At 34.0% G+C, this 25034-nt stretch carries 23 protein-coding genes; 15 read left to right on the top strand and 8 right to left on the bottom strand.

Going from position 1 to position 25034, the window contains the following annotated elements:
- Positions 1-18 precede the first annotated feature (18 nt).
- Both gntP and MKX37_RS23750 read left to right on the top strand, forming a co-directional pair.
- Positions 19-1344 (top strand): gluconate permease GntP, encoded by a 1326-nt coding sequence (gene gntP, locus MKX37_RS23755; protein WP_002167483.1) that lies wholly within the window; start codon positions 19-21, stop codon positions 1342-1344.
- Positions 1345-1523: 179 nt separating this feature from the next.
- The gene (locus tag MKX37_RS23750) at positions 1524-1736 is read left to right on the top strand and encodes a YjcZ family sporulation protein (RefSeq protein WP_002129632.1); all 213 of its coding nucleotides are present in this window, start codon (positions 1524-1526) and stop codon (positions 1734-1736) included.
- A gap of 53 nt (positions 1737-1789) precedes the next feature.
- On the opposite strand, the gene MKX37_RS23745 is transcribed toward MKX37_RS23750, so the two are convergent.
- The 6 genes from MKX37_RS23745 to MKX37_RS23720 form a co-directional block, all read right to left on the bottom strand.
- Entirely contained in the window at positions 1790-3769 is a 1980-nt protein-coding gene (locus MKX37_RS23745; RefSeq protein ID WP_078421884.1) for an FtsX-like permease family protein, read from the bottom strand.
- Positions 3766-4518: an ABC transporter ATP-binding protein gene (locus MKX37_RS23740; protein WP_000393251.1), complete on the bottom strand. Its 753-nt coding sequence runs from the start codon at positions 4516-4518 to the stop codon at positions 3766-3768. Before MKX37_RS23740 ends, MKX37_RS23745 begins: the two co-directional genes overlap by 4 nt.
- Positions 4519-4537: 19 nt before the next feature.
- Positions 4538-6496: an FtsX-like permease family protein gene (locus MKX37_RS23735; protein ID WP_078421883.1), complete on the bottom strand. Its 1959-nt coding sequence runs from the start codon at positions 6494-6496 to the stop codon at positions 4538-4540.
- A gap of 68 nt (positions 6497-6564) precedes the next feature.
- On the bottom strand, positions 6565-8544 hold the full coding sequence (locus tag MKX37_RS23730) for an FtsX-like permease family protein (RefSeq protein ID WP_078421882.1): 1980 nt from the start codon (positions 8542-8544) through the stop codon (positions 6565-6567).
- Positions 8545-8638: 94 nt separating this feature from the next.
- A complete protein-coding gene (locus MKX37_RS23725) occupies positions 8639-9661 on the bottom strand; it encodes a sensor histidine kinase (RefSeq protein WP_002167488.1) in 1023 nt (340 codons plus the stop codon).
- Between the two features lie 2 nt (positions 9662-9663).
- Positions 9664-10359 carry a response regulator transcription factor gene (locus MKX37_RS23720; RefSeq protein WP_000276730.1) on the bottom strand — a complete coding sequence of 232 codons (696 nt, stop codon included), beginning with the start codon at positions 10357-10359 and terminating at the stop codon, positions 9664-9666.
- A 414-nt stretch (positions 10360-10773) separates the two neighbouring features.
- Here MKX37_RS23720 and MKX37_RS23715 point away from each other — a divergent pair, with 414 nt between their 5' ends.
- The 5 genes from MKX37_RS23715 to MKX37_RS23695 all read left to right on the top strand — a co-directional run bounded on the left by MKX37_RS23715 (position 10774) and on the right by MKX37_RS23695 (position 14785).
- Positions 10774-11046 (top strand): autorepressor SdpR family transcription factor, encoded by a 273-nt coding sequence (locus tag MKX37_RS23715; RefSeq protein ID WP_078421881.1) that lies wholly within the window; start codon positions 10774-10776, stop codon positions 11044-11046.
- A complete protein-coding gene (locus MKX37_RS23710) occupies positions 11043-11681 on the top strand; it encodes an SdpI family protein (protein WP_078421880.1) in 639 nt (212 codons plus the stop codon). The genes MKX37_RS23715 and MKX37_RS23710 overlap by 4 nt, the downstream gene beginning before the upstream one ends.
- Before the next feature lie 24 nt (positions 11682-11705).
- Positions 11706-12344, top strand: coding sequence for an SdpI family protein (locus MKX37_RS23705; RefSeq protein ID WP_002034494.1), 639 nt, complete (start codon positions 11706-11708; stop codon positions 12342-12344).
- 160 nt (positions 12345-12504) lie between these two features.
- A complete protein-coding gene (locus tag MKX37_RS23700) occupies positions 12505-13221 on the top strand; it encodes an ABC transporter ATP-binding protein (RefSeq protein ID WP_002167491.1) in 717 nt (238 codons plus the stop codon).
- Positions 13211-14785 carry a putative ABC transporter permease subunit gene (locus MKX37_RS23695; protein WP_078421879.1) on the top strand — a complete coding sequence of 525 codons (1575 nt, stop codon included), beginning with the start codon at positions 13211-13213 and terminating at the stop codon, positions 14783-14785. The genes MKX37_RS23700 and MKX37_RS23695 overlap by 11 nt, the downstream gene beginning before the upstream one ends.
- A gap of 65 nt (positions 14786-14850) precedes the next feature.
- Here the strand turns inward: MKX37_RS23695 and MKX37_RS23690 are convergent, their stop codons facing one another.
- The gene (locus MKX37_RS23690; protein WP_078421878.1) at positions 14851-15723 is read right to left on the bottom strand and encodes an AraC family transcriptional regulator; all 873 of its coding nucleotides are present in this window, start codon (positions 15721-15723) and stop codon (positions 14851-14853) included.
- A gap of 305 nt (positions 15724-16028) precedes the next feature.
- On the opposite strand from MKX37_RS23690, the gene MKX37_RS23685 reads away from it, so the two are divergent.
- Both MKX37_RS23685 and MKX37_RS23680 read left to right on the top strand, forming a co-directional pair.
- Positions 16029-16799: an ABC transporter ATP-binding protein gene (locus MKX37_RS23685; RefSeq protein ID WP_000859658.1), complete on the top strand. Its 771-nt coding sequence runs from the start codon at positions 16029-16031 to the stop codon at positions 16797-16799.
- On the top strand, positions 16786-18735 hold the full coding sequence (locus MKX37_RS23680; protein ID WP_033731526.1) for an ABC transporter permease: 1950 nt from the start codon (positions 16786-16788) through the stop codon (positions 18733-18735). Before MKX37_RS23685 ends, MKX37_RS23680 begins: the two co-directional genes overlap by 14 nt.
- A gap of 65 nt (positions 18736-18800) precedes the next feature.
- Here the strand turns inward: MKX37_RS23680 and MKX37_RS23675 are convergent, their stop codons facing one another.
- On the bottom strand, positions 18801-19259 hold the full coding sequence (locus tag MKX37_RS23675; RefSeq protein WP_001064712.1) for a hypothetical protein: 459 nt from the start codon (positions 19257-19259) through the stop codon (positions 18801-18803).
- A 308-nt stretch (positions 19260-19567) separates the two neighbouring features.
- Here MKX37_RS23675 and MKX37_RS23670 point away from each other — a divergent pair, with 308 nt between their 5' ends.
- From MKX37_RS23670 to mreC, 6 genes are all read left to right on the top strand, one after another.
- On the top strand, positions 19568-20146 hold the full coding sequence (locus MKX37_RS23670) for a class I SAM-dependent methyltransferase (RefSeq protein WP_002129619.1): 579 nt from the start codon (positions 19568-19570) through the stop codon (positions 20144-20146).
- Positions 20146-20760, top strand: coding sequence for a DedA family protein (locus MKX37_RS23665; protein ID WP_000418950.1), 615 nt, complete (start codon positions 20146-20148; stop codon positions 20758-20760). Before MKX37_RS23670 ends, MKX37_RS23665 begins: the two co-directional genes overlap by 1 nt.
- A gap of 28 nt (positions 20761-20788) precedes the next feature.
- Positions 20789-21490, top strand: coding sequence for a response regulator transcription factor (locus MKX37_RS23660; RefSeq protein ID WP_000033680.1), 702 nt, complete (start codon positions 20789-20791; stop codon positions 21488-21490).
- A complete protein-coding gene (locus MKX37_RS23655; protein WP_078421877.1) occupies positions 21474-22982 on the top strand; it encodes a sensor histidine kinase in 1509 nt (502 codons plus the stop codon). The genes MKX37_RS23660 and MKX37_RS23655 overlap by 17 nt, the downstream gene beginning before the upstream one ends.
- 115 nt (positions 22983-23097) lie before the next feature.
- A complete protein-coding gene (locus tag MKX37_RS23650) occupies positions 23098-23463 on the top strand; it encodes a YxeA family protein (RefSeq protein WP_078421876.1) in 366 nt (121 codons plus the stop codon).
- A 200-nt stretch (positions 23464-23663) separates the two neighbouring features.
- Complete coding sequence (mreC, locus tag MKX37_RS23645; RefSeq protein ID WP_003192006.1) at positions 23664-24425, top strand: rod shape-determining protein MreC; 762 nt, start codon at positions 23664-23666, stop codon at positions 24423-24425.
- Positions 24426-25034 lie beyond the last annotated feature (609 nt).

Below are 25034 nucleotides of genomic sequence, written 5' to 3'. Positions count from 1 at the left end.
ATCGAAGGGGAATGGGATATGGATATATACTTATTAATCGTCACGTTAATTGCGATCGCAATTGTTATTTTAGGGGTATCATGGTGGAAATGGCATGCGTTTATTAGTCTAACAGTTGCTAGTCTATTTTTAGCTATTATGTCTGGGTTGAACTTGACCAAAATTGTTACTGCCTATGAAACTGGTGTTGGTAGTGTACTAGGGCATTTAGTTGGTATTTTGGCTCTCGGAACAATTTTAGGGAAAATGATGTCCGATTCAGGGGCTGGCATGCAAGTAGCAGATTTCTTCATTCGATTCTTCGGGGTGAAAAAATTACCTTGGGCAATGTTATTCGCCGGATTTGTTATAGGTATTCCAGTGTTTTTTGAAGTGGGAATCGTCATTTTATTACCACTTGTTATTTCAATTCGAAAAACAACGAAACAAAATATATTGTTAATTGCGTTACCTGTTATTGCTGGATTATCGATTGTACATGGGCTAGTGCCGCCGCATCCAGGTGCGATGACAGCAATCGGTATTTATAATGCGAATTTAGGAAAGGTACTATTGTATTCATTAATTATCGCGTTACCAACAGCAATTATCGCAGGACCGGTATTTGCAAAGTGGGTACATAAGAGGGTTATACCTGAAAATGAACCGGAGCTTGTTCGAGTTACGACAGTATCAACTGATTTACCGAGTCGTAAAGTTTCATTTTTTATTATTTTACTGCCAGTAGTTTTAATGATTTTATCAGTAGTCGCACCATATATTTCATTACCGAAAAAAATAACTGAATTTTTAGTGTTTGTGGGAAGTCCGGTAATCGCTTTACTTATTTCATGTTTCGCAGCGTTTTATTTGCTTGGCATAAAACAAGGAATTAATAAAAAGATGATTAAAAAATTAACAGATGAAAGTTTACTACCTGTCGGTTCCATTATTTTAATAATTGGTGCAGGCGGTGGATTTAAACAAATATTAATTGAAAGCGGCGTTGGAACAGCCATCGCTCAAATGGCAGAACATATTTCATTATCACCAATCGTCTTAGCGTTCATGGTAGCGGGATTAATCCGAATTGCAACAGGTTCAGCTACTGTAGCATTAACGACAGCAGCTGGAATTGTTTCACCGGTTATTCAGCACATGTCGGGTGTAAATTTAGAATTACTCGTTATTGCAACCGGTGCAGGTTCATTAATGTTTTCTCACGTAAATGATGCAGGATTCTGGCTTGTAAAAGAGTATTTAGGTTTGACAGTAAAAGAAACGTTTAAAACGTGGACGGTGCTGGAGACATTGTTATCATTTATTGCATTCGGCTTTGCGCTTTTACTTAATATGTTTGTTTAGAAGAAGGGGGTGCCTATTTAAAGGTATCCTCTTTTTGTGTTGGGGCTCTTTTCATGAAACAAGCCCGTTTTTAGGAGTGCCAAGCTTCCGATTTGCCCTGAAAACATAATATAAATGGAATCCCCTCATTTAGAGCAAGTTGAACTTGTTATGAATGATACTAAAGGAGGAATAGAGTAATGAGCGAAAAGTGTGAACACAGACATGATGATTGTAACCGCAGACATGATGATTGCGACCGTAGACGTGGCTGCGGCGGCGGTTTTGCGCTTCTAATCGTATTGTTTATTTTATTAATTATCATCGGTGCTAGCTGCTTCGGCGGAGGCGGCGGTGGTTGTGGTTACGGCGGTTATGGTGGATATGGCGGCGGCTATGGTGGATACTGCTAATTATTAAAAACTATTGGAAATAGCCTTGTGCAATATGCACAAGGCTATTTTATTCATATTTTTATATGCTGTGATAATTTATTAATGTACAGAGAGCGGATTAAGAAAAAGAAAATAATCTCGATAATCCCGAAAAAGGTGAGTACAATCAGTAACTCTTTTAGTAACGAGAAAGAAAACATGCTTTGTAAAAACTTAACCGCAAATAACGTGTGAACACCAGCAACGATGTAAGGAACGAAAAATAAAATTCCTAATTGAATCGTTGCGGAGTGAAACATTTCTGATTCAGTTAAGCCCAGTTTTGTAATCGTAATGTACTTTTGTTTTTCATTCGTTAAGTCGTTATACATACGGAAGTATAAAACGCTAGCCGCTCCGATAAAGAAGATAAAGCCAAGAAATGCCCAAATAAAGAATTGAGCAACTGCATTTTCTTTATTATGGAGTAACTCATCAGTAGCTGTATAAATATTAAAAGGGACGGGAGATGCATGCTTATCATCTTTATGTGCCTCATAATATTTTTCGGTGTCATTACTAATACTTTTTAATATATTTTTCGTTGGAATAATTGCATTTTCCCAATTATCCACGAAGTAGTTATAAACTGTAATGGTTTCAATATGAGGAATCATAGTATCGATTGCATAATCTTGCATAATAACTAAATTTGCTAATGCAAATGGTGGTGCTATTCCTTTGTTAATAAATCCCTTTATATAAAACTCCTTTTTATTGGATTCAAGCGTAATTGTATTTTGTTTTACAAATGGATTTGATACAAGGTTTAATAGCTCTGGTGAATAGCCAGAAATAATGTAAACTTCTTTTGAATCAAGGGTGATTGTAGGTCTCTTTAACTGCTTAGCAATTTCGTTATAATCACTCATTTTCATAATTGCAATCTCTTCTTTTGAAGCATTATCTTTTAAAAGCGTAAATTTATATTTTTTATATTGAAAATGAGCATTGGAAAGTTCGGATTCAATAGTATTAACGTGCTTTCGTTCAAGGGAATGATCCCCTTCTAATTTGTATGTGAAGGGAATAGGATATCGCTCTAGTATCGACGCTTTTGTATTATTATTCGCAGCAAATAGTCCGATAATAATCGTAAATGCAAGCGCAGATAGCATAGAAACGATAAAGAGTACATTAATATTACTACGGGTACGAGCAACTAAGTCTGAAATCCATAACATGTTTATTTGTTTCAAATAAAACTTTCTACGTTTCTTTAAAATATAGATAAGAAGAAGAAATGTTTGTGAAAAGAAAAAATATGTTCCGACTACTACGAGTGGCAAAATAGATAATATAATAAAGAAGACAGATCCGTTTTGCACATTTTTTTCGGTTACGTAGCCTTGTGGATAACCAGCAATATAATAACATAACCCTAAACAAGTTAAAGCAAATATCGAAATGAGTATAGACGGCCTTTTTTCGGCTGTCACTTTCTTGTTACCTTTAATAAGATGGACTGTTTTACGAGTCCGAATAAACATAGGTGTAAATGTAGAAACGATTAAAAATAAAATGATAAACGTTACGGTTGTCACGATAATCGCTTCTGTTGGCCAATATAAATAGAGACCTTTCGCACTTGTTAATTTTGAAGTGACTAATAAGAAAAAATTAGAGAACACTAGGCCACCTTGTATACCGATAAAGATGGACAATATCCCGATTATCATGTTTTCAGTAAATAACAGTCTTTTTAATTGTTTCTGTGAGATACCGAGAATCGTGAGTATCCCGAATTGCTGCTTCCGTACATTTAAAAATGTTCCAATTGAATATAAGAGAAAGAAGAACGAGAACATAACAATCACAAGCTGTGCTGTACTCGCTAAGTTCATTAGAGGATCCCGTTCTTGAAAGCTTTGTACATTTTGTAAGCGTGGATGATACGCGTATACAGTAAATGAAAAGAAAACCATAATAGAAAAAGCACTACTTACAAAATAAGCAAAATATGCTTTAGAATTACGCGAGACATTTTTAAATGCAAATTGCCAAAACGTCATCCACGCCTTCCTCCTAATAATGCTAAAACATCTAATATTTCTTGATAAAATTTCTCGCGATATAGTCCGCGGTGTAATTCATTGTAAAGCCCACCATCTTTAATGAAAATAACGCGGTTACAATAACTTGCTGCAAACGGATCATGAGTAACCATTAAAATTGTGGCATCCTCTTCTTTATTTAACTTCGTAAATAACTCCATTACATCGATTGCTGCTTTAGAATCTAAGTTTCCTGTCGGTTCATCCGCAAGTAGAAGTGACGGATGATGAATAACAGCGCGTGCTACCGCGGTACGCTGTGCTTGTCCTCCAGAAACTTCAAAAATACGCTTGTCCAAAATATGATCAATTCCAAGTTTCTTTGAAATGTTATCGAGTTTTTCGTCCATCTCTTTTAAAGGAACATTATCTAAAGTTAAAGGCAGTACGATATTTTCACCGATTGTTAGTGTATCTAATAGGTTAAAGTTTTGGAAAACAAACCCTAACTCTTGGCGGCGGAAAATAGCTAGTTTCTCTCTACGAAATGTGTGCGGTTTTTTTCCATTAATCACGACATCACCAGAAGTAGGGGAGTCAATTGTAGAGATAACGTTTAAAAATGTAGATTTACCGCTACCAGATGGTCCCATGATAGCAACAAATTCACCTTTATCTACATGTAAATTTATATTTTTTAAAGCGGTATGAGGGACCTTTCCTTCATACACTTTTGAGACGTTTTTTATGTGTAATACTTCTTCCATAATAATCACCTTTCTATTTTTAAAACTTAATATGTTGTGATAATTTTTGCATATAAAAGGAACGAATTAAAAGGAAAAAGATAATTTCAACCGTTCCAAAGATTACAAGTACAACTGTAATCTCAGCGAATAATGATAGATGTAATATCTCTTGTAACATCTTTGTCGCAAACATCGTATGGATCGATGCCATAATGTAAGGAACAAAGAAAAGAATCGCAAGTTGAATTGTAGCGGATTGCTTCATTTCGACTTCTGTTAAACCGATTTTTGTAATCGTTATATACTTTTCTTGCTCATTTGTTAAATCTGTATACATACGGAAGTAAAGAACACTGCCAGCTCCGATAAAGAAAATAACACCTAGGAAAGTACCAATTAAGAAAAACGAAGCAACATTTAATTTTGTTTTGTATAGAGAATCGCTTGCTTCACTTGCATGAAACGGTGGATGTTCTGCCTGAATAGCTGCATTGTCATTATCAATTTTTGTTATAAATGCTGAACCGATATTATGTGCCTTTTCCCAATCTGGAACTTTGAAGCTATATACACTCATCTGTTTTGAAGTAGTTGATAAGGCTTCTACATTTTCATCAGATAATACGAGAAGTTGTGATATTAAGCTATTCGGGAAAGGGTTATAACTGTTATATTCTTTCACTTGTAGATGTAAAGAGTTTTGAGTAAGTGTCAGAGTATTTCTCTTTTCTTGATCAAAAACTGTTCCAATGAATTGATCATCTATGTCTTTAATAAGGATATAAGACTCATTATTACTTACGGTGAGCGTTTCTAAATTTAATGCTTTAGCAAGTATATTATAGTCACTTTGTTTAATTGCATAATAGAGCTGCGCGTTATCTTCTGCCGAAGACACTTCATATATATCCGTTTTAAATTTCTTATAAGCAAACTGCTCTTCGTTAAATTTTTGTTCTAACCAATTTAAATGTTCATCGGCAAGCGTATTTTCAGTATGTGATAAATAAGTAAACGGGAAAGGATTTTGCCTTATTTCATCAAACTTTGTGAATTTCCCAAACCCATATAAGAATGTAATCATTGTGAAAGCGAGTGTCGATAACATCGTCACGATAAAGAGCATGTTAATATTTGTCCGAATCCGAGTTGCTAAATCAGAAACCCAAAGCATATTAATACGTTTCATATAAAATTTTCTTCTCGTCTTTAATATGCGAATGAGTAAGAAGCTAATTTGTGAGAAGAAAAAATATGTCCCGGCTGCAGCAAGTGATGGGATGACAAATATACAGGAGGCAGCGTACAAAAGCCCAGCGATATCTCCTAGTGACATAAAATATAGTGGGTTTGCTGCTAAAACATATCCAGATATTAAACATATCGCACCAAAGAGAGAGATGAGTACAGATGCTTTTCTTTCTTTTTGTTTTGTTCCTTCTTTTAAAAGACGTACAGCTTTTCTCGTACGGATTAGCATCGGTGTAAAAGATGATACGAGAATGAAGAGTCCAAGAAAGATAATTATAGTTAAAACGATAGCAGCTGTAGGCCACCAATATAAATATAAACCAGGCACATGCGTAATTTTGGCGGTAACTAATAAAAAGAACTGTGAAAAGACAAGGCCAAATTGAATGCCGAAAAATATGGATAGGCCACCAATTAGCATGTTTTCTAGAAATACGAGCCTCTTTAATTGCTTTGGAGATATGCCAAGTACTGTTAAAATCCCGAACTGTTTTTTTCGTACTTTTAAGAAAGTACCGATTGAATATAGTAAAAAGAAAAATGAAAAGAATACAATGACAACTTCTGAGATTGTCATTAATATGTTCAGAGCAGCATTCACGCCTGTCATATGCAATTTAGGATGAAATAAATAAACTGCAAACGAGAAGAAAATTGCAATGGAAAACGCACTGCTTATAAAATAGGCGAAATAAGCTCTAGCGTTCCGCGTCACGTTTTTAAATGCAAACTGCCAAAATGTCATTCACCTAAACCTCCTAATAGAGCGAAGATGAAAAGAGTATGAGAGATACTCTTTTCATAAAGTTTGTTTTAAATATTTTGCCCATTCGTATACTGTGATAATTTTTGCATATAAAGCGAACGAATGAATAAGAAAAATAGGATTTCAACGACTCCAAAAATAATAAGAACAGCTGAAATTTCTTTGAACAAAGATAAACCAATTACATCTTGAAGCATTTTTGTTGCGAACATTGTATGAATGGACGCCATAACGTACGGAACGAAAAATAAAATGCTAAGTTGAATGGTTGCAGATTTTTTCATCTCTGCATCTGTTACACCAATTTTTGAAATTGCTACATATTTTTCTTGTTCGTTCGTTAAATCTGTATACATTCTGAAGTAAAGAACGCTACCTGCTCCAATAAAGAAAATGACACCTAAGAATGTCCCGATTAGGAAGTATGCGGCACTTCCTGATGTTATTCTATATAGTGACCCTGCCGATTCAAAGGAGCGAATAAGAGGTCCTTTGTACTGGGATTTATCTCGATCTTTTTGCACCTTTTCTATAAAATCATCTGCAATTTTATACGTTTTTTCCCAGTTTTGTACTTTATAATTGTACGCTGATACATGTTTAGTTGTATTGGGGAAATTTTCTACAACAGCATCAGGTAAAACTAACGTTTGATATGAAAAGGTAGATGGAATTGCATTCACATATTCATAGCCTTTTACTCGTAATTTCGTATTTGTGCTAGAGAGTGTAATGTAGTCTCTGTTGTAGCTTTGCTCAAACTCATTAAATATGGTGATATAAGATGTCCCTGTTAAAACATATGCTTCGTTATCATCCATGAATAGTTGTTTTAATTGTAAAGAATCCGCAAGTTTGTTATAGTCACTTTGCTTAATTGCATATACGTCATTATAAATGGCTATACCTTGATCTTCTTTTAATGGTGCTTCATATAAATCAGCGTTTATTTTCTCATAAGAGAAATTTTCCCTTTGTAATTGCTGCTCAAGCCAATTCAAGTGTTCTGCAACAAAAGGATTCGCATCATAAGAAAAATAAGAAATTGGAAAAGGTGAAGTTTTAGTAACCTCTAGTTTAATAAATTTCCCGAATCCATATAAAAACGTAATCATTGTAAAAGCGACGGTAGATAGCATGGCCACAATAAAAAGCATATTAATATTTGTTCGAATACGGTTTGCTAAATCAGATATCCAAAGCATATTTATCCGTTTCATATAAAATTTTCTTCTTTTTTTCAAAATATAAATAAGTGAAAAACTAATTTGCGAAAAGAAAAAATACGTTCCCATTGTAACAAACGTTGGGATTACGAAGATACTTGAAACCATGTATATAACACCTATTTGCGGGCTTACTGAGACAAAATATTTAGGATTTCCAGCTAAAGCATAGCCGCCTAATAAACAGATAGCACCAAATAAAGAAATAAATATGGATGGTTTTCTTTCTTTTTGTTTTCCACCATTTGTTTTTAAAAGGTGTACCGCTTTTTTTGTACGAATAAGCATTGGTGTGAATGCAGATACAATGATAAAAAGACTAAGAAAAACGATGGTCGTTAAAATGATTGCGTTAGTAGGCCCGTATAAATATATACCTGGTACGTGCGTAATTTTCGCTGTCACTAATAAGAAAAATTGCGAAAAAACAAACCCAAACTGTATGCCGAAAAAGATAGATAAAATACCAATTAACATATTTTCCGTAAAAACGAGACGATGTAATTGCTTTTTCGATATACCTAAAATGGTTAAAATCCCAAATTGTTTTTTACGAACTTTTAAAAATGATCCAATCGAATATAGTAAAAAGAAGAAAGAGAAGAAAACAATTACTACTTCTGAAAATATCATTAACCCTGAAATTTCAGAGATCATATTGAAGTTTTGTAATTTCGGATGAAATAAATAAACAGCAAAAGAAAAGAAAACAGCAATGGAAAAGGAACTGCTTATAAAGTAAGCAAAATAAGCTCTTGAGTTGCGCGTTACATTTTTGAATGCGAATTGCCAAAATGTCATAATAAGTACCTCACGATAGAAGGCTGATATGTAGTTTTATTGCAAAAAATGTATGAGAGTAAATTCTCATACATTTTGCTAGCATATGTTACGATCATGCTTCGGTCACCTTCTCCGTATTTTCTGCTTGATTATTTGCAGCGTTGTGGAAGATGATTTTAATCGTCGTTCCTTTACCAACTTCAGAGTCTAGTTTCACAGAGTGACCTAAATAATCACAAATTTTACTTACAATATAAAGCCCCATACCAGTAGATTCTCCAAATGCACGACCGTTTTTTCCAGTGTAAAAAGGTTCAAATACTCTTCGAATATCTTCTTGCGGAATACCAACGCCTTCGTCACGAACTTCCAAAATAATATCTTTACCATTGCGATAAGCTGATAAGAAAACTTTCTTTCCGCGCTCACCAGAGTAGCGAACTGCATTTGTCATTAACTGATAAATAATGAACTTTAGCCATTTCGCATCAGAAGCAACTTTTAAATCTGAATGAACTTCTAAAACGGGGAAGACTCCGTTTCGAATGAATAGTTCTTTTAATCCGTTAATATTTTTTGTTACAGCATCTTTTAATGAAATCGTCTCAACATGGAAGTCCTCATGGAAGTTATTTAATCTTGCCATGTATAAAGCCATATCGAGCCCTTGATTTAATCGCTCTAGCTCTTTTTTGAATTTAGGGATTAAATGCTCATCTTCCATTTCAAGCACCATAAGCTGCATAACAGAAACAGGCGTTTTCATTTGATGTACCCAATGGTTAATAAATAATTGGTGTTCTTGCTGTTTTACTTCGAATGTTTGTAGGTCTTTTTGGAATAGGCGATATTGCGTACGAACGAGCTCGTTTACACTGTGGGGCATAGGAGCAGTCGCTCTTTCAATAAACGCATCTTCCATTTTCTCTGGTGGTTCACTTAATCTGTGGTACATTCTACGGTTACGAACGTAACGATAAGCGAGGAAACAGATGAATAAGTATAAGCTTAAAACGATGAAGTAAAACTTATTATTTTGAAATCCGTCTACTGCATCATAAAGAACGAAAATGATTCCGAAGTTTAATACATATAGTAGGAAAAATGCAAAATGATCACGTAAAAATAGCTTCATGTTTATTCACTCCAAGTTGCGTTAAAACGATACCCAAGTCCACGTACTGTTTCAATAGCATTTTCAATACCAAGCTCATTGAACTTTTTACGAAGACGCGTGATGTTTACGTTTAATGTATTTTCCTCAACGAAGCTTTCGTCGTCCCAAAGAGCGGCTAGTAAATCTTCACGACTCGCTGTACGCGGGAATTTAGATAATAGCATTTCTGCTAAAATTGCTTCTTTCTTCGTTAAAAGAACTTGCTCAGCTCCAAAATGAATTTCTGGACGCTCAGGGAATAGTTTTAGTCCTTCAACCTCAACGATACGTTCAGAAATATTTGGTGCATAATCACCGTAAATACGGCGTAATTGACCTTTGATTTTCGCCATTACAACGTCGTAGTGGAACGGCTTCGTAATATAATCATCCGCACCGCTTTCAATCGCCATAATTTGTTCCATTTCACCAGCACGAGCTGAAATGAAAATAATTGGACAAGTAGATTCATGACGAATTTGACGGCACCAGTAGAAACCATCGAATTTCGGTAAGTTTACATCAAGTAAAACAAGATGTGGTTTCACGGCGTTAAACGATTCCATAATATCATCGAAGTTCTCCGCAACAACAGCATCATAGCCATATTTTTGAATGTGAGATTGTAATAATGATGAAATATTTGGATCGTCTTCAACGATTAAAATTTTATACATATGTATATTCCTCCTAAAAAAACAATTGTAGCTATAGTGTATCATGTGTTTCAAGTCTTTTCATTATGTTGAAATGAGAGCTATATAAATATAAAAGTTTAAAAGACGACATAGAACTTGTCTTTTTAGGGGAGAGAGAGGATCCAGCCATGCATAGAAGCGGTCAGAGCCTTTTTTGCCCCGTACGAAGTAAAAACAAAGAAATCAAATGAATAGGCTTTCCTTTTTTGTTATACATAGCATAGTTGTGGCGTATTTATATGATGAAAGATTAAACAGGATTTATATAGTAAACAGTATGGGTCAAAAGTGGAAAAAGTAAAAAGGACCTTATATATAATTGACAATTGACTGAAATCATTTTAACATTTAGATAAATATCTAAATGTCTAATTAGTGAAAGGAAGAAAGACATTGAATCAAGCATTCAAAGCATTAGCAGACCCAACAAGGCGAAAAATTTTAGATTTATTAAAAGAAGGCGATTTAACAGCTGGGGAAATTGCTGAACAGTTCAACATGACAAAGCCAAGTATTTCACACCACTTAAATGCACTTAAAAATGCTGAACTTATTCAAGATGAAAAAAGAGGGCAATTCGTTGTGTACTCTTTGAACACAACTGTCTTTCAAGATTTATTGACTTGGGTGTTTAAGTTTACGGATAAGGGGGAAGAGGGGAAATGAAGAAGCATATATTTCCGTTATTATTAATTGCTTTAACGATTATTGCATGGTGCATCGCGTGGCCTTATTTACCGGGAGAAGTTCCAAGTCATTGGAATATTAATGGTGAGGTAGATGGACATATGTCAAAAATGGGAATGCTGATTTTTGATGTAGCAATTATGGTTTTCATATATGCACTAGTTACTGTATTGCCTAAGATAGATCCGAAGTACGACAACTACAAAAGATTTCCTAAAGCACTTGGAATGATAAATGGAGCAATTTTATTTTTCTTATTTACTATTAATATGATGACACTAGCAAATGCTTTAGGGTATAACATTCCAATTGGAATCGTTGTGAACATAATGGTCGGTATCCTTTTCATCGTACTCGGCAATTATATGCAGCAATGTAAACCAAATTTCTTCATAGGTATTAAGACGCCATGGACGTTAAGTAGTGAAAATGTATGGAGAAAAACGCATAGGATAGGATCAAAGATCATGATGATTGGCGGTATTGTAATCATATTTTCCTCGTTTCTACCGGGAATGTGGAAGATGATTTGTTTGTTAAGTGTTGTTGTTGTACTGGTTGTTGGTACGATGGTGTATTCCTATGTTGCTTATAAGAAAGAGATAGGAGCTTAATAGAAATTTTATGGGGGAGAGAGGATGAAAAGACACGTATTACCATGGAGTTTAATTATTGCAATTGCAATTGGCTGGTACATTGTATGGCCTTATTTACCGAAACAAATTCCACGTCATTATAATGCTGCAGGAATGGTAGATGGATATTTTTCTAAAGTAGAAGCGAGTTCAGTTTCAATAGGTAGTATGGTGTTGCTGTATTTGATATGGCTAGCTATGGGGTATATTGATGTAACGAAAGATAAGTATAAACAGCATGCTAAAGTCCTTTCTGCAATCCATTATGCAATTCTTTTGATAGGGTTCGGCTGTAATATATTTGCGCTATTAGCAGTGTCTAATTATATCGCATCGGGCTCCATTGCATTTAATTTCGGACTTGGAACATTGTTTTTAGTACTCGGCAATTATATGCAACAAACGAAGCCAAATGGCTTAGTAGGAATCCGGATGGACTGGACATTAGAAAATCCTGTAGTTTGGAGAAAAACACACAGATTTGCTTCGAAGGTATTTGTAATAGGTGCACTTTGTATATATGCTGGGGCGGTACTTCCAGATCCATTCAATATTTTTATGGGGATTGGAATAATATTAATATGCATCTTCATATCAACGATAAAGTCATATGCTATTTATAAAAAAGAAATGCAATTGTGAGCAATAAGGGATTGAACTGTACTAGTCAAATTTTATATTTATAGTTTCTATGTGTTAAGAAATTTTAATACTCAGTGGGGATAACGAAAAAGCTCGCTGAGTAAATTTTTCACTTTTAGGTCTGAAAATTCAGTTAAAAAGATAGTTTGGGGGAAATCACATGTTAGAAATTATAAATTTTAGCAAGACATACAAAGGTGGCAAAAAAGCAGTAGATCAGTTAAATATTACTGTTCAAGCAGGAGATATCTTTGGATTTATTGGGCATAACGGTGCGGGGAAAAGTACAACAATTAAGTCGTTAGTTGGAGTTATAGATTTTGAAGAGGGTGAAATTTTTGTTGATGGATATTCAGTAAAAAAGGATCCGATTGCATGTAAGAGAGTAGTGGCGTATATTCCCGATAATCCAGATTTATATGAGCAATTAACAGGAATTCAATATTTAAACTTTGTTGCGGATGTGTTTAAAGTGTCTGCAAAAGATCGGGAAAAGGAGATACAAAAGTATGGAGATGCTTTTGAGATTACACCGTACCTAGGTGATTTAATATCTTCTTATTCACATGGTATGAAACAAAAAGTGGCGATTATATCAGCGGTTTTGCATAAACCGAAATTATTAGTTTTAGATGAACCCTTCGTCGGTCTTGATCCAAAGGCTGCTGTAGTGTTGAAAGGTATTATGAAGGAGCTTTGTGAAAAGGGAAGTGCGATTTTCTTTTCTACGCATGTTTTAGATGTGGCGGAGAAGTTATGTAATAAAATAGCGATGATTAATAGAGGGAAATTAGCACTTTCAGGGGAAGTGAATTCTTTAATAAAGGAAGGATCATTGGAAGAGCTCTTTATGAAGGAGCTTGCTAATGAATATTAGTAGTCTAGATCTTTTAAAAATCCGCTTGATAACGCAGCTTGGTTTAAATACTTTTAAATACGAAAAAGATAAGAAAAAGAAGCAGAATAAGATTTTACTGACAGCATCTATTGCCTTAGTTGGTGTCATGTTAATGCTATATTGTGGGGCCTCGGCATATGGGTTGGTGAGACTAGGAATAAGTGAAATTATCCCAGTTTATGCACTAGTTATTAGCAGTGTATTGACGTTGTTTTTCACTATATTTAAGGCAAATGGAGAAATTTTTGCTTTTAAGGATTACGATCTTTTAATGTCATTACCGATTCGTGTAAGTACTATTATTACAAGTAGATTTTTGTATTTATATTTGCTGAATACGATCTTTTCAATCATAATTATGCTACCGATGGGGGTTGTTTATGGCATACATGAGAAGCCATCAGTTTCTTTTTACTTTATGTGGTTCGTCAGTATGTTTATAGCATCTTTAATTCCAACAACAATCGCAGCGGTCTTTGGAGCTGCGATTACGGCAATCGCTTCTAAATTTAAAAATACGAATAAAATAACTACGATTTTAAGTTTCATAGTAATTATTACATTCGGTTTCTTTATGCTAAAAAACGGAAATGCTCAATATAGCCTTAATGATATGAACGGAATAGGTGCAATTGTTTCGGAGCAATTAACTAAAGTGTATCCACTAGCTAACATGTTTCAACAAGCAATTGTTCATGCTGATATTGTAGCTTTCATCCTATTCGTTGGGATATCAGTTATTTGGTATTATCTTTTTGTAAAAATACTTTCGTTAAAATATAAGCAAATAAATACAGAGATTACCACTTATCATATGCTTTCAAATTATGAGATTCATGGCATGAGAAAAGAAAGTGTATTGGTCGCATTGTATAAAAAAGAGCTGAAACGTTTCTTCTCTTCTACAGTGTATGTCATAAATAGTGGAATGGGAGTCGTGATGGCGATAGCTTTCTCGCTAGCTATAGTTGTAGTAGGACCAAGTCAATTAATAGCGTACCCTGGAATTGAGACCCTGTTGCAAAAGGTTGCGCCATTTGCTATTGCAGCAGCGATTTCGATGACGTGTACAACATGTGTGTCATTGTCATTAGAAGGAAAAAATGTATGGATTATTAAGTCGTTACCTATTACGCCAAAGATGATTTATGACAGTAAAATACTTATGAATCTTTCATTAAGTATACCTGCATCACTTATCAGTTCCGTATTACTGATAATAGGGTTAAAACTAGATATTTGGAGTTCTCTTTTAATCGTAATAACACCGATAACATATTCATTCTTTTCGGCAGTATGGGGGATTTTTATTAATAATCGATTTGGTTATTATGATTGGGTATCAGAAACTCAAATAGTAAAACAAAGTGTAGGATCGTTTGTCGGTATGTTTGGTGGCTTAATTACGGCTGTTATACCTGCCTTGTTAATTGGTACTGCTACGATCTCGAACTATAGAGTATTTACTTTGGTAGTTATTATAGTGCTTGCGATTATTACTATTTTCTTGTATAAGAACGAGTCGAGAAGAAGTATAAAATAAAAAGCTGCTTTTCCTTTAAAGAGGAAGAGCAGCTTCTTTATTTTGAAAAATTTTAGACCTTTATATTACTTTTTTAAAACAGGTATCCATATCTCGCTTCTGAAATTCGGTGAGGATACGTCTTTACTTTCATTCCATAATATTTCGGGTCCTTCCGCTAGTTCATAATTCGAAGAAGGGAACCATTCGGAATAAATACGTCCCCACACATTTTGTAATGCATCAGGAAATGGACCGACAGCTTCAAATATAGCCCATGTTGAAGCTAATACTTCAAGTTGTGTGAATTGCTCTGGACAAGTTTTCGTTGTGGCAACTCCAATGTAGTGATCGAGTTCGCCTTTTTCTTCCATTCTTCCTTCAGAAAAATTCGTAGAAGCACTAATAATGCCTGTAGGTTCAATATTTGAAAGGGACTTTAATATGTCGATTGATTGGCTGTCTAAACTTTTCCACATAGAAGCAATTTCTTCGTTTACCCCATTAAAAACAATCGGTACTCGTTTTTGTATACCAATGATTTGAAATGGCCCTTTTTCTTCAATTCGATAGTTCATTTCATTTCCTCCTTGAATGGATAGTTGGAAGGTCATTGGTGAATAAGCTTTCAAAGAACGACTAGTACTTCGAGCTTCTGAAGGCGTTATTCCGTGCAAATTTTGAAATGCACGTGTAAATGAATCTGGTGAGTTGTATCCATATTTTATAGCGACATCAATGACTTTTGCATTGCTATCTTTTAGTTCAAAGGCAGCAAGGGTAAGACGTCTACAGCGAATATATTCTGATAGTGATATGCCAGCTAGAAAAGAAAACATTCTTTTGAAATGATATTCGGAGCAGAAAGCTATTTTTGCGACTTCTTTAAAATCAATTTCGTGTGTAAGGTTGTCTTCAATATACTGCATTGCCGCATTCATATTTTTAAGTGAATCCATTATATGACCTCCTTTGTATATAGAATATCAGGAACGAAATAGCTCCATCCGACATTTCATGCACAACTTTGTGGGGGCATTTTTAACCTTACAAAATTGTAATGTTCCTGTAAGGAGAATGAATGGATGGCATGATATCCCAATGTTATAGTAACAAAGTACTTTAGTACATTAGGTTAAATTCTGATGTCTTTACTTATGTGCCTTACATAACTGTCATGTTTGTGTAAGAAACATCGATAGTGGCAAGAGTAGAGAGTGTATATAGTTGAAAATAGAGAATAGAAGAAATGAGGGATGTCGAGATGAAAACAGTGTTAGAAGCAAAAAATATTGAAAAAGTATATGACACAGGTGGGAATAAATTTGCAGCTTTAAAAGGTATTAACTTACAAGTAAAAGAAGGTGAGTTCGTTGGAATTATGGGACCTTCTGGTTCAGGTAAGACGACTCTTTTAAATGTTCTTTCTACAATTGATAATGCGACGAACGGTGAGATTTTAATTGATGGAAAAGACATCGTGAAGATGAACGATGATAAGCTAGCGTTATTCCGCCGTGATCATTTAGGGTTCATTTTCCAAGATTATAACTTATTAGATACGTTAACGGTGAAAGAGAATATTGCGTTACCTCTTGCGTTATCAAAGGTGAAAGCGAGTGAGATTGATCGCCGCGTTCTTGAAATCTCAAAGAAATTCGGTATTGATCATATTTTAAGTCAGTTCCCATATCAAGTATCCGGTGGACAGAAGCAGCGCTGCGCAGCATCGCGTGCGATCGTTACAAGTCCTAGTATGATATTTGGGGACGAGCCGACTGGAGCACTTGATTCTAAATCAGCGACAGATTTATTAGAAAGTATGAAGTCGTTAAATGAATATGATAATTCTACAATTTTAATGGTAACGCATGATGCGTTTGCGGCTAGTTATTGTAAACGAGTTATTTTCATTAAAGATGGTGAGTTATATAAAGAATTACACCGTGGTGAATTAACACGTAAACAGTTCTTCCAAAAAGTCGTTGACGTAATGTCTTCCATTTCTGGAGGTATGGCTGATGACCTTATCTAGCATTGCCCTCCGCAACATACAGCGGAACTTTAAAGACTACTTTGTATATTTTGCATCTATGATATTTAGTATCGTAATTTACTTTACATTTAAAGCACTGCAATATAATTCACAAATGGAAAAAGCAGCGGAAGCATCAAAAAAGATTAGCGGTGCATTCCAAGTTTCCAGTGTAATGCTAATCATTTTCGTAGCAGTGTTTATTATATATTCGAACGGTTTCTTTACAAGAAAACGTAAAAAAGAAGTTGGGCTATATTCGTTACTTGGTATCCGAAAAAGACAGATCGGTAAAATGCTCTTTTATGAAAATATGTTAATGGGATTAATGTCTTTAATTATCGGGATTGCGATCGGTAGCGTCCTTTCGAAACTATTCCTTGAACTACTAGTAAGTATGATGGGATTAAACTTAAATGTTCATTTTGAAGTACCGATGGCTGCGATTATTGATACAGCAATTATTTTCTTTGTGATTATTTTATATACATCACTTCAAGGGTATCGTTTAATTTATCGCTTTAAGTTAATTGAACTTTTCCGCGCAGAGCGTGAAGGAGAAGCAATGCCAAAAGGATCCGTAATTATGGCGTTAATTTCAGTTTTCTTAATCGGCTCAGGTTATTTCTTAGCGTTAATGTTTATGAAGGCAGTTATGTATGCAAACTTTATGGCAGTCGCACTTTATATATTACTTGCGACAGTATTAGGTACGTATTTACTATTTATGTTCTTTACAGTATTCGTATTGAAACGTGCAAGAAATAATAAATCATCGTTTTATAACGGTATGAATATGATAACGACGTCACAGTTACTATATCGTATTAAAGGAAATGCAAAGTCACTTGCGACAATTTCTATTTTAAGTGCAGTAACATTAACGGCGGTTGGTACGTCAGTTACGATGTATTACAACACATTTACACAATCAAAAGCAGTTGCACCATACAGCTACTCTTATGAGAAGAAAGATGTAGAACTAGATAAGAAAGTAAATGCGATTTTTGCTGAAGAGAAAGAGAATCACCCTGTAAAAGATCAATTTGAAGTTGAGATGGTTCCTGTAAAAGGAAAGTTTGAAGGAGCTAAAGTCGATTTCATCTTTAATATGAACTACAGTATCTCAGAGAAATATCAATTTATATCTCAATCTGAATTCAACAAACTTGCGAAAAAAATCGATGCGGAAACAGTGAATATAGCTACTGGCGAAGCATTTATATATGATAGTTCTTATATTGAAGGGTATGAGTTTAGCCCTGAATATAAAGGAAATAAAGCGGTATTCCAAATTGGAAATGAAACGAAGACATTGACGATCCAAGGTGCAAATAATAATGCAATTACGAACTTAGGTGAATTAGTTGTTGTCGTTTCAGATGAAATGTATGAACAGGCGAAGCAAGCATTTGGAACACGTGTTGTAAAAAATATTGATGTAAAAGATGAAAGAAACAGTAAAGTATTAACAGAAAAATTAACAAAAGTGATGCCAGCTAGTGAATCAGAAATGGCACCACCATTTAGAGACTTCTATACTGGTTTCCATATGGGACTTGAAGCAACTGGACTAATGATGTTCATCGGAATGTTCTTAGGACTTGTATTCTTACTAGCAACAGGTTCTATTATTTACTTCAAACAGCTAACAGAAGCAAGTGCAGATCGTGAGCGTTACGTTGTCCTTCATAAAGTCGGTGTAACGAAACAAGAAATGAAAAAAGCTATTGCAAAACAAGTGAGCTTTATCTTTGCAATTCCACTAGTAATCGGAATTCTACACAGTTTGTTTGCATTAAAAGGTTTAGGGAACATACTACCATTTGAAATTATGATTCCGCTTCTAATTAGTATCGGAGTATACAGCGTTATTTATATCGGATATTACTTCTTAACAGTTCGCTCTTATTATAAGATTGTGAGCGCGAAGTAATGAAAGAGTTGTTTTATCTTAGTAAAAAAGCATCCGACTAACATGTTAGTCGAATGCTTTTTTGTCTATACGTGAGCTTTATTTTCGTCCGAACTATCAAACATGTCCATTACTTTAAAAATACCTTCCAATAGCAAGGTACATAGAATAGCGAAAATTAATACGGCATGAGGTGATAATTCAACTGATGTGAAGTTAAGGTCTGCCAACCAAAAGTAACCTACATAAAAACTTAGAAATGTGCTAACAGCCGAAAGTGTAAATCCTAAAAATCCTAATTCCTTTAATTTTTCCTCAGATAATTTACATAAACGTAAAACAATAGAGAAGAGAATTCCTACTATGAAAAATCCCATACATAATGCGAACAATGATATTATGCTTGGATACTTAACTTCATCGGGCATCCACTTTTTCATTCCCACTATTAAAAATGTAGGGACAAGAATAGGTAATAAAAGTGGTAGCACTATTTGTATAGCTGCAAATAATGCATTTGATTTATTATCGTTTTGATTATTCATAAAGCCTCCAAAAATGATTTCTATACTAATTTCAAATATCTTAGAGGATTCTAACATAAAAATAGTAACTTCGCTATACAAAATCGGAGTAGGAACATGATCATTCATGGTAAATAAACAAGCTGACTTATTTGTATATGTTTGATTCGCTTATCTTTGGAATTCAATTTTTTATGTTTGTTTATAGTAAAGATGAAGATTTCCTTCATCTTCATAAAATCTTAAGAAATCTCCTCAATATTTGTTAAGAAACGATAGTTATACTTAAACACAAGTTGAAAACTATTGAACGAATGGAGAGAGAGTATATGCAGCTCATAACATTCTTAAATGAATTTATTAAACATCCGAAACATACTGGTGCGATTGCGCCAAGTTCAAAGATATTAGCAAAGAAAATGGTAGATGTAATTGATTTTAATAGAGCGAAATGCATTGTAGAGCTAGGGCCTGGTACAGGAGCCTTTACGAAAGAAATTATAAAGAGAAAGAAGAAGGAGACAATATTTCTTCTTATTGAAATTAATGAAGTATTTTTCAAAGAGTTAAAGAGAAAATTTAAAGATGAGCAGAACGTGATTGTTATACACGGCTCAGCGGAAAATATAAAGAAGTATATGGAACAATTGAATATAGAATGTATTGATTACGTCTTATCGGGATTGCCTTTCACTTCTTTACCAGAAGAGGTTTCAAAGCGCATTTTAAACAGTGTAATGGAAACGATACATGAGAATGGAGAATTTATTACATTCCAATATTCACTTGTGAAAAAAGGATTTATACAGCATTTCTTCCCTGAAATTACACTAGAAAAAGTGTGGTTCAATTTCCCACCAGCTTACGTCTTTAGCTGTAAAAAAGAGCTAAGGGGAGCATATGCATAATGGAGCTACATGAATTAATGTCATACATTGAGCAGTATGGTTATTGGGCACTATTTTTTTGTTTATGGCTTGGTATTATCGGTATGCCGATTCCAGATGAAATGATTGTAATGAGTGGTGGATTTGTATCATCGATGGGTATATTGAATTTGATTCCCGCCTTTTTATTAACGTATTTAGGCGTTGTATCCGGCCTTTCTTTAGGGTATATACTCGGGAAAATCTTTGGCATAAAAGTGCTTAATAAATTGATGAAAAAGAAAAAGATGAAGTATCTTCTAAAATCGCAAGAGATGATAGGGAAATATGGTCATTATGCATTAGTTATAAGTTATTTTATACCTGTTGTGAGGCATATCGTACCGTATTTAGTAGGAATGAATAACATGTCTTTTAAGACATATGCGATTTATTCATATGTAACAGGATTTGTCTGGACGTTAGTTTATTTTGTACTAGGTTCTATATTTGGAAAGCATATAGAAGTGATAGTAACCCTTGCGACCGAGTACGGTATATATTTTGGTGGCATCGTTATTGTAGTTTGTAGTATTTCTTATGTGTATATGCATAAGAAGAATGCAGTAGTGAGTGAAATAAAGCAACATTCTTAGTTTGGTAAATGATGCTGGAGGAGATTTTGTGAGTAAAGGAACGATACTAATCGTGGACGATGAGAAGGAAATTAGAAAACTTATCGCTATCTATTTAAAGAATGAAGGATACGAAGTATTACAAGCTGTAGATGGTGAAGAGGGGTTAGAAATAGTAAAGAAAAGAGACGTGCATCTAATTGTACTTGATATTATGATGCCGAAAATAGATGGCATTCATATGTGTATGAAAGTGAGAGAAATAGCGGAAATGCCTATTATTATGCTGTCGGCAAAAACGCAAGATATGGACAAGATTTTAGGGTTAACAACTGGGGCAGATGATTACGTAGCAAAACCATTTAATCCGCTGGAACTCATTGCTCGGATTAAATCACAACTTCGGAGATATATGAAAATGAGCGGGACAAGCGTAAAAGATGAAAGTGTATTTGAAGTTGGAGATATAAAGATAAATATAGTAACGCGTCAGGTCATTATTGCAAATGAAGAAGTGAAATTGACACCGAGAGAGTTTGAGGTATTAGAATTGCTCGCACGAAATCAAGGAATGGTATTAAATGCAGCGCAGATTTATGAAAGAGTATGGAAAGAACAAGCTTTCCAATCCGATAATACCGTGATGGTACATATTCGGAAAATACGCGAAAAGATAGAGGCGATTCCAAGAAAGCCTCGTTATATTAAAACAGTATGGGGAGTTGGCTACAAGATTGAGAAAGATATTTGAACTGATAATATGGATGAATCAAATTTTTAAAAAAATGATAGGTAAAACAGTGAGTTATTTGGAAAAAAGTATACGGATACAGCTAATTGCTACATTTACTTTCTGTACGTTACTCGGTGTATTAGTAGGATGGTCTTCATCTTCCTTTTTCGAGGATGCGAATAAAATTTCTATCATTGATTATGCATCAGGTATGGAAGCCATTGATGGACAGACACAATGGCTTGTTGGAAGTATAACAGAGGAAGGTAAGGAAATTAATATACAAGAACTGCTTGATCAATCGAATCATCAAAATCAACTGAAAATTTTAATAATAGATGAGAATGGGAAAGTCGTTTATAAAACAAAGGGAGCGCCAGAAGAACAAATCAATCTTCATGAGACGATGCGTAATGTGATGGATTTTAAAATGGATCAAGTACGATATGTAGAGGCGCAAAATTTAATTCAAGATGGAACTGAACAAAAGCGTAAGGAGTTTACAACCTTTTACCCGGTTACTGTTAATACGAAAAATATGTATATCATTGCAAGTGGTATACCACAAGGAAATGTGAAGTATATAGTGAATGAGAGTAGCCCATTTCCATCTTTACTAGGTTTTATCACTTTTATACTGTCTTTCTTTTATATAACGAAAAGGAAGATGAATCAGATTGAAGCGATGGCAGAAGGAGTAAGGGAATTTTCGAAAGGTAATTTACAATATAAAATCAAACAGGCAGGTCAAGATGAAATAGGTTTATTAACTTCTAATATTAATCAAATGGCAGAAAAGCTTTTGGCTAATATAGAAAAGGAAAAACAAATAGAGAAGCAAAAAAGTGAATTGATTACAAATGTATCACATGATTTAAGAACACCACTTACTTCTATTATGGGGTATTTACGTTTACTAGGTGATGCGAAATATGAAAATAAAGAACAGCATGATGAGTATATAAAAATTGCTTTCTCAAAATCAGAGCAGTTGAAGATGTTAATAGAGGATTTGTTTGAGTATACAAAACTAACAGATGAAAATATGGCGTTAGATTCGCAAGAAGTGTGTATGAATGAACTACTTGATCAGTTAATAGAAGAGCTAGTACCACAAGCGGAGGAGCATAATCTTTCTTTTGTGAAAGAATTTCAGGAAGATCGTATATATGCTGTTGTGGACTCAGAAAAAATGGTACGTGTGTTTGAAAATCTTTTAATAAATGCAATTAAATACAGTATAGATAAAGCAGAAATTCGAGTTTTACTTCAAAGAGAAGAACAGCATATCAAAATTTCTATAGCGAATCATAGTGAAGAATTTACAAAAAAAGAATTAGAGAATTTGTTTGAGCGTTTTTATAAAAAAGATCAATCAAGAAGTAGAGCTGTAGAAGGTTCAGGTTTGGGGCTTGCAATTGCAAAAAGCATTGTTGAATTGCACAAAGGAGAAATTCGAGCAGAATATGAAAATGGGGTTATTCAATTTATTATCTTATTGCCAATTTAATTAGAAGAGCATTAGGAAATTTGGTTACATTTTAATAAGTAATAGCGCCGCCGCTATTGATTTAGAGGAAGTCCTTTAAGGGGAAGTATCTGAGAAGAGGAGAATAGAAAGTTTCATGAAAAATATAAGTGCGTTTATCGTATTGATTATAGTTGGAGTTACATTACTTATCGGGAAAGGTGGACCGATTGTAGATCAACTCAATCCATTTATTAAAGAAGATGTTTATTATGCTGTTGTTGATAATGATGGTAAATATGGAGCTGAAAACAAAGGTTTTGCTAGATGGGAATATAAATTCAAAGGATATAATGAATCTGGTCAAGAGCAAAAGATCGCGATGACTGCTTCAAAACATTTAAGAATAGGGTCATATTTAAAGATTAGATCTAAAGGAAGTTATGGTATGAAATGGGAGGAAGTACAAGTAGATGAAATACCTAATAAAGTAAAAGAGAAAGTACAAATAAAACATAATTAGTTATAGAAATTATAAGTTGCATTCCATGGATAAAGTAACGATCAAGCTTCGAATATAGTGGCAGTATATGATAATTTCTAAATTTTTTATAAAGAAGATAAAGTTTATCTGAACTTTATCCAAACTGCATTTCTTCTGTGTACAATGACTAGTATTCTATAGTATGTAGATAAAAAATAGTAAGGAGTAGCAGGATAATTATGCAGGTTTCTAAGAAGAAAATATTATTATTTCTTTCAATTATTCTTTTGGCTTTATTGATGGTGTATGTATGTACAAATAATAAGCATGTCCAAAATATTGTTCATAATATAGAAGACATCTATAAAGTATATAAAGAGAATCAGGTATTGAAAGGGAAAATTGAACATCAAGAATCGTTAAAGAGTAAAGTGCAAATGTTAAGTGAGGAGAAAGAAAGCCTTACTAAAATTATCAACAAAACGAAAGAATTAAAGGAACAGGGAAAATATAATTTCATTCAAGCTACAGTAGTAACCCGTGTAGCAGAAGAGTGGTATAGAGAAATTACTCTCGATAGAGGTTCACAACATGGTGTAAAGGCTGATATGGCTGTTATTACAGTGAACGGTTTTATCGGAAAGGTAGAGAGTGTAGATCAATATACATCTGTTGTGAAATTAATTACGAAAGATGAACGAACAAATCGTTTAGCAATCACCTTCCAAAATGATTCATCTATTTTAGGATTTGTTACAGGGTACGATAAGAAAAAACAAGCCCTTCGAATTGATAATATTCCATCAGATAAAGCGAAAGAAATAAAAATAGGTGATAGCGTTATTACCTCTGAATTAAGTCAGAAAATACCACCCGGTCTTGAAGTAGCAGAGGTGATAGAGCAAGAACCAGATCAATATGGTCTTGCTTATATTATTTATGCAAAACCAAAGGCAAATTTATATGATTTAGAAGATGTAATTTTAATAGAACCTAAATAATAGTTTTATATAGTGTCTATGAGAGGTGAATTAGAAACGAAGAGAATTAATGTAAAGTAAAGAGTAAGAGGGATAAGGGAAAATAAAATGGTACTAAATTTAATAATATGTAGTTATATCTTTATATCGTTTTTATTTTATCTTTATCTTATCTTTATCTCGGACAATTATAATGAAGAGGTAAACTGATGATAAGTGCAAAGTTATTAAGTATTACAGTGGGTCTTTTTTTGTCCATTTTTAATATTAATTATTTATATAACCTCTCCAGTAGGCTAGAAAACCTATACAATATCCTTCGAATTTATATTTGTAAATGCATTATTTGAGCGCGAGAATAATGGCTCTTCGAAAACGTTATTGACGCCATCTTCGTGAGAACAAAGTAATGGTATATGAATTGGGTTATAAAACATTTAATTCGTATATTATAATTTCATTAGAAATATACATTACAAAAATGTAAGGATAATGTAAGGGGAATCAATATTGCTGTTTGTAAAGAAAAGATAAAATGATAGTTAGTGTCTATAAAAATAGCATAATCGCAACACTGGCCATATGACAGGAGGCAATATGAAAAATTTAATATTTGATGAGAACGTTGTG

The sequence above is a fragment of the Bacillus sp. FSL R5-0709 genome (genome assembly GCF_038004785.1).
GTDB classification, from domain to species: Bacteria; Bacillota; Bacilli; order Bacillales; family Bacillaceae_G; genus Bacillus_A; species Bacillus_A mycoides.
The sequence above is the reverse complement of the archived record's forward strand: the minus strand, read 5'-3'. Positions and strand labels throughout refer to the sequence as shown.

Coding starts and splice junctions, on each gene's coding strand:
- gntP (WP_002167483.1), top strand. CDS start 19: ATGGATATATACTTATTAATCGTCACGTTAATTGCGATCGCAATTGTT.
- MKX37_RS23750 (WP_002129632.1), top strand. CDS start 1,524: ATGAGCGAAAAGTGTGAACACAGACATGATGATTGTAACCGCAGACAT.
- MKX37_RS23745 (WP_078421884.1), bottom strand. CDS start 3,769: ATGACGTTTTGGCAATTTGCATTTAAAAATGTCTCGCGTAATTCTAAA.
- MKX37_RS23740 (WP_000393251.1), bottom strand. CDS start 4,518: ATGGAAGAAGTATTACACATAAAAAACGTCTCAAAAGTGTATGAAGGA.
- MKX37_RS23735 (WP_078421883.1), bottom strand. CDS start 6,496: ATGACATTTTGGCAGTTTGCATTTAAAAACGTGACGCGGAACGCTAGA.
- MKX37_RS23730 (WP_078421882.1), bottom strand. CDS start 8,544: ATGACATTTTGGCAATTCGCATTCAAAAATGTAACGCGCAACTCAAGA.
- MKX37_RS23725 (WP_002167488.1), bottom strand. CDS start 9,661: ATGAAGCTATTTTTACGTGATCATTTTGCATTTTTCCTACTATATGTA.
- MKX37_RS23720 (WP_000276730.1), bottom strand. CDS start 10,359: ATGTATAAAATTTTAATCGTTGAAGACGATCCAAATATTTCATCATTA.
- MKX37_RS23710 (WP_078421880.1), top strand. CDS start 11,043: ATGAAGAAGCATATATTTCCGTTATTATTAATTGCTTTAACGATTATT.
- MKX37_RS23705 (WP_002034494.1), top strand. CDS start 11,706: ATGAAAAGACACGTATTACCATGGAGTTTAATTATTGCAATTGCAATT.
- MKX37_RS23700 (WP_002167491.1), top strand. CDS start 12,505: ATGTTAGAAATTATAAATTTTAGCAAGACATACAAAGGTGGCAAAAAA.
- MKX37_RS23695 (WP_078421879.1), top strand. CDS start 13,211: ATGAATATTAGTAGTCTAGATCTTTTAAAAATCCGCTTGATAACGCAG.
- MKX37_RS23690 (WP_078421878.1), bottom strand. CDS start 15,723: ATGGATTCACTTAAAAATATGAATGCGGCAATGCAGTATATTGAAGAC.
- MKX37_RS23685 (WP_000859658.1), top strand. CDS start 16,029: ATGAAAACAGTGTTAGAAGCAAAAAATATTGAAAAAGTATATGACACA.
- MKX37_RS23680 (WP_033731526.1), top strand. CDS start 16,786: ATGACCTTATCTAGCATTGCCCTCCGCAACATACAGCGGAACTTTAAA.
- MKX37_RS23675 (WP_001064712.1), bottom strand. CDS start 19,259: ATGAATAATCAAAACGATAATAAATCAAATGCATTATTTGCAGCTATA.
- MKX37_RS23670 (WP_002129619.1), top strand. CDS start 19,568: ATGCAGCTCATAACATTCTTAAATGAATTTATTAAACATCCGAAACAT.
- MKX37_RS23665 (WP_000418950.1), top strand. CDS start 20,146: ATGGAGCTACATGAATTAATGTCATACATTGAGCAGTATGGTTATTGG.
- MKX37_RS23650 (WP_078421876.1), top strand. CDS start 23,098: ATGAAAAATATAAGTGCGTTTATCGTATTGATTATAGTTGGAGTTACA.
- mreC (WP_003192006.1), top strand. CDS start 23,664: ATGCAGGTTTCTAAGAAGAAAATATTATTATTTCTTTCAATTATTCTT.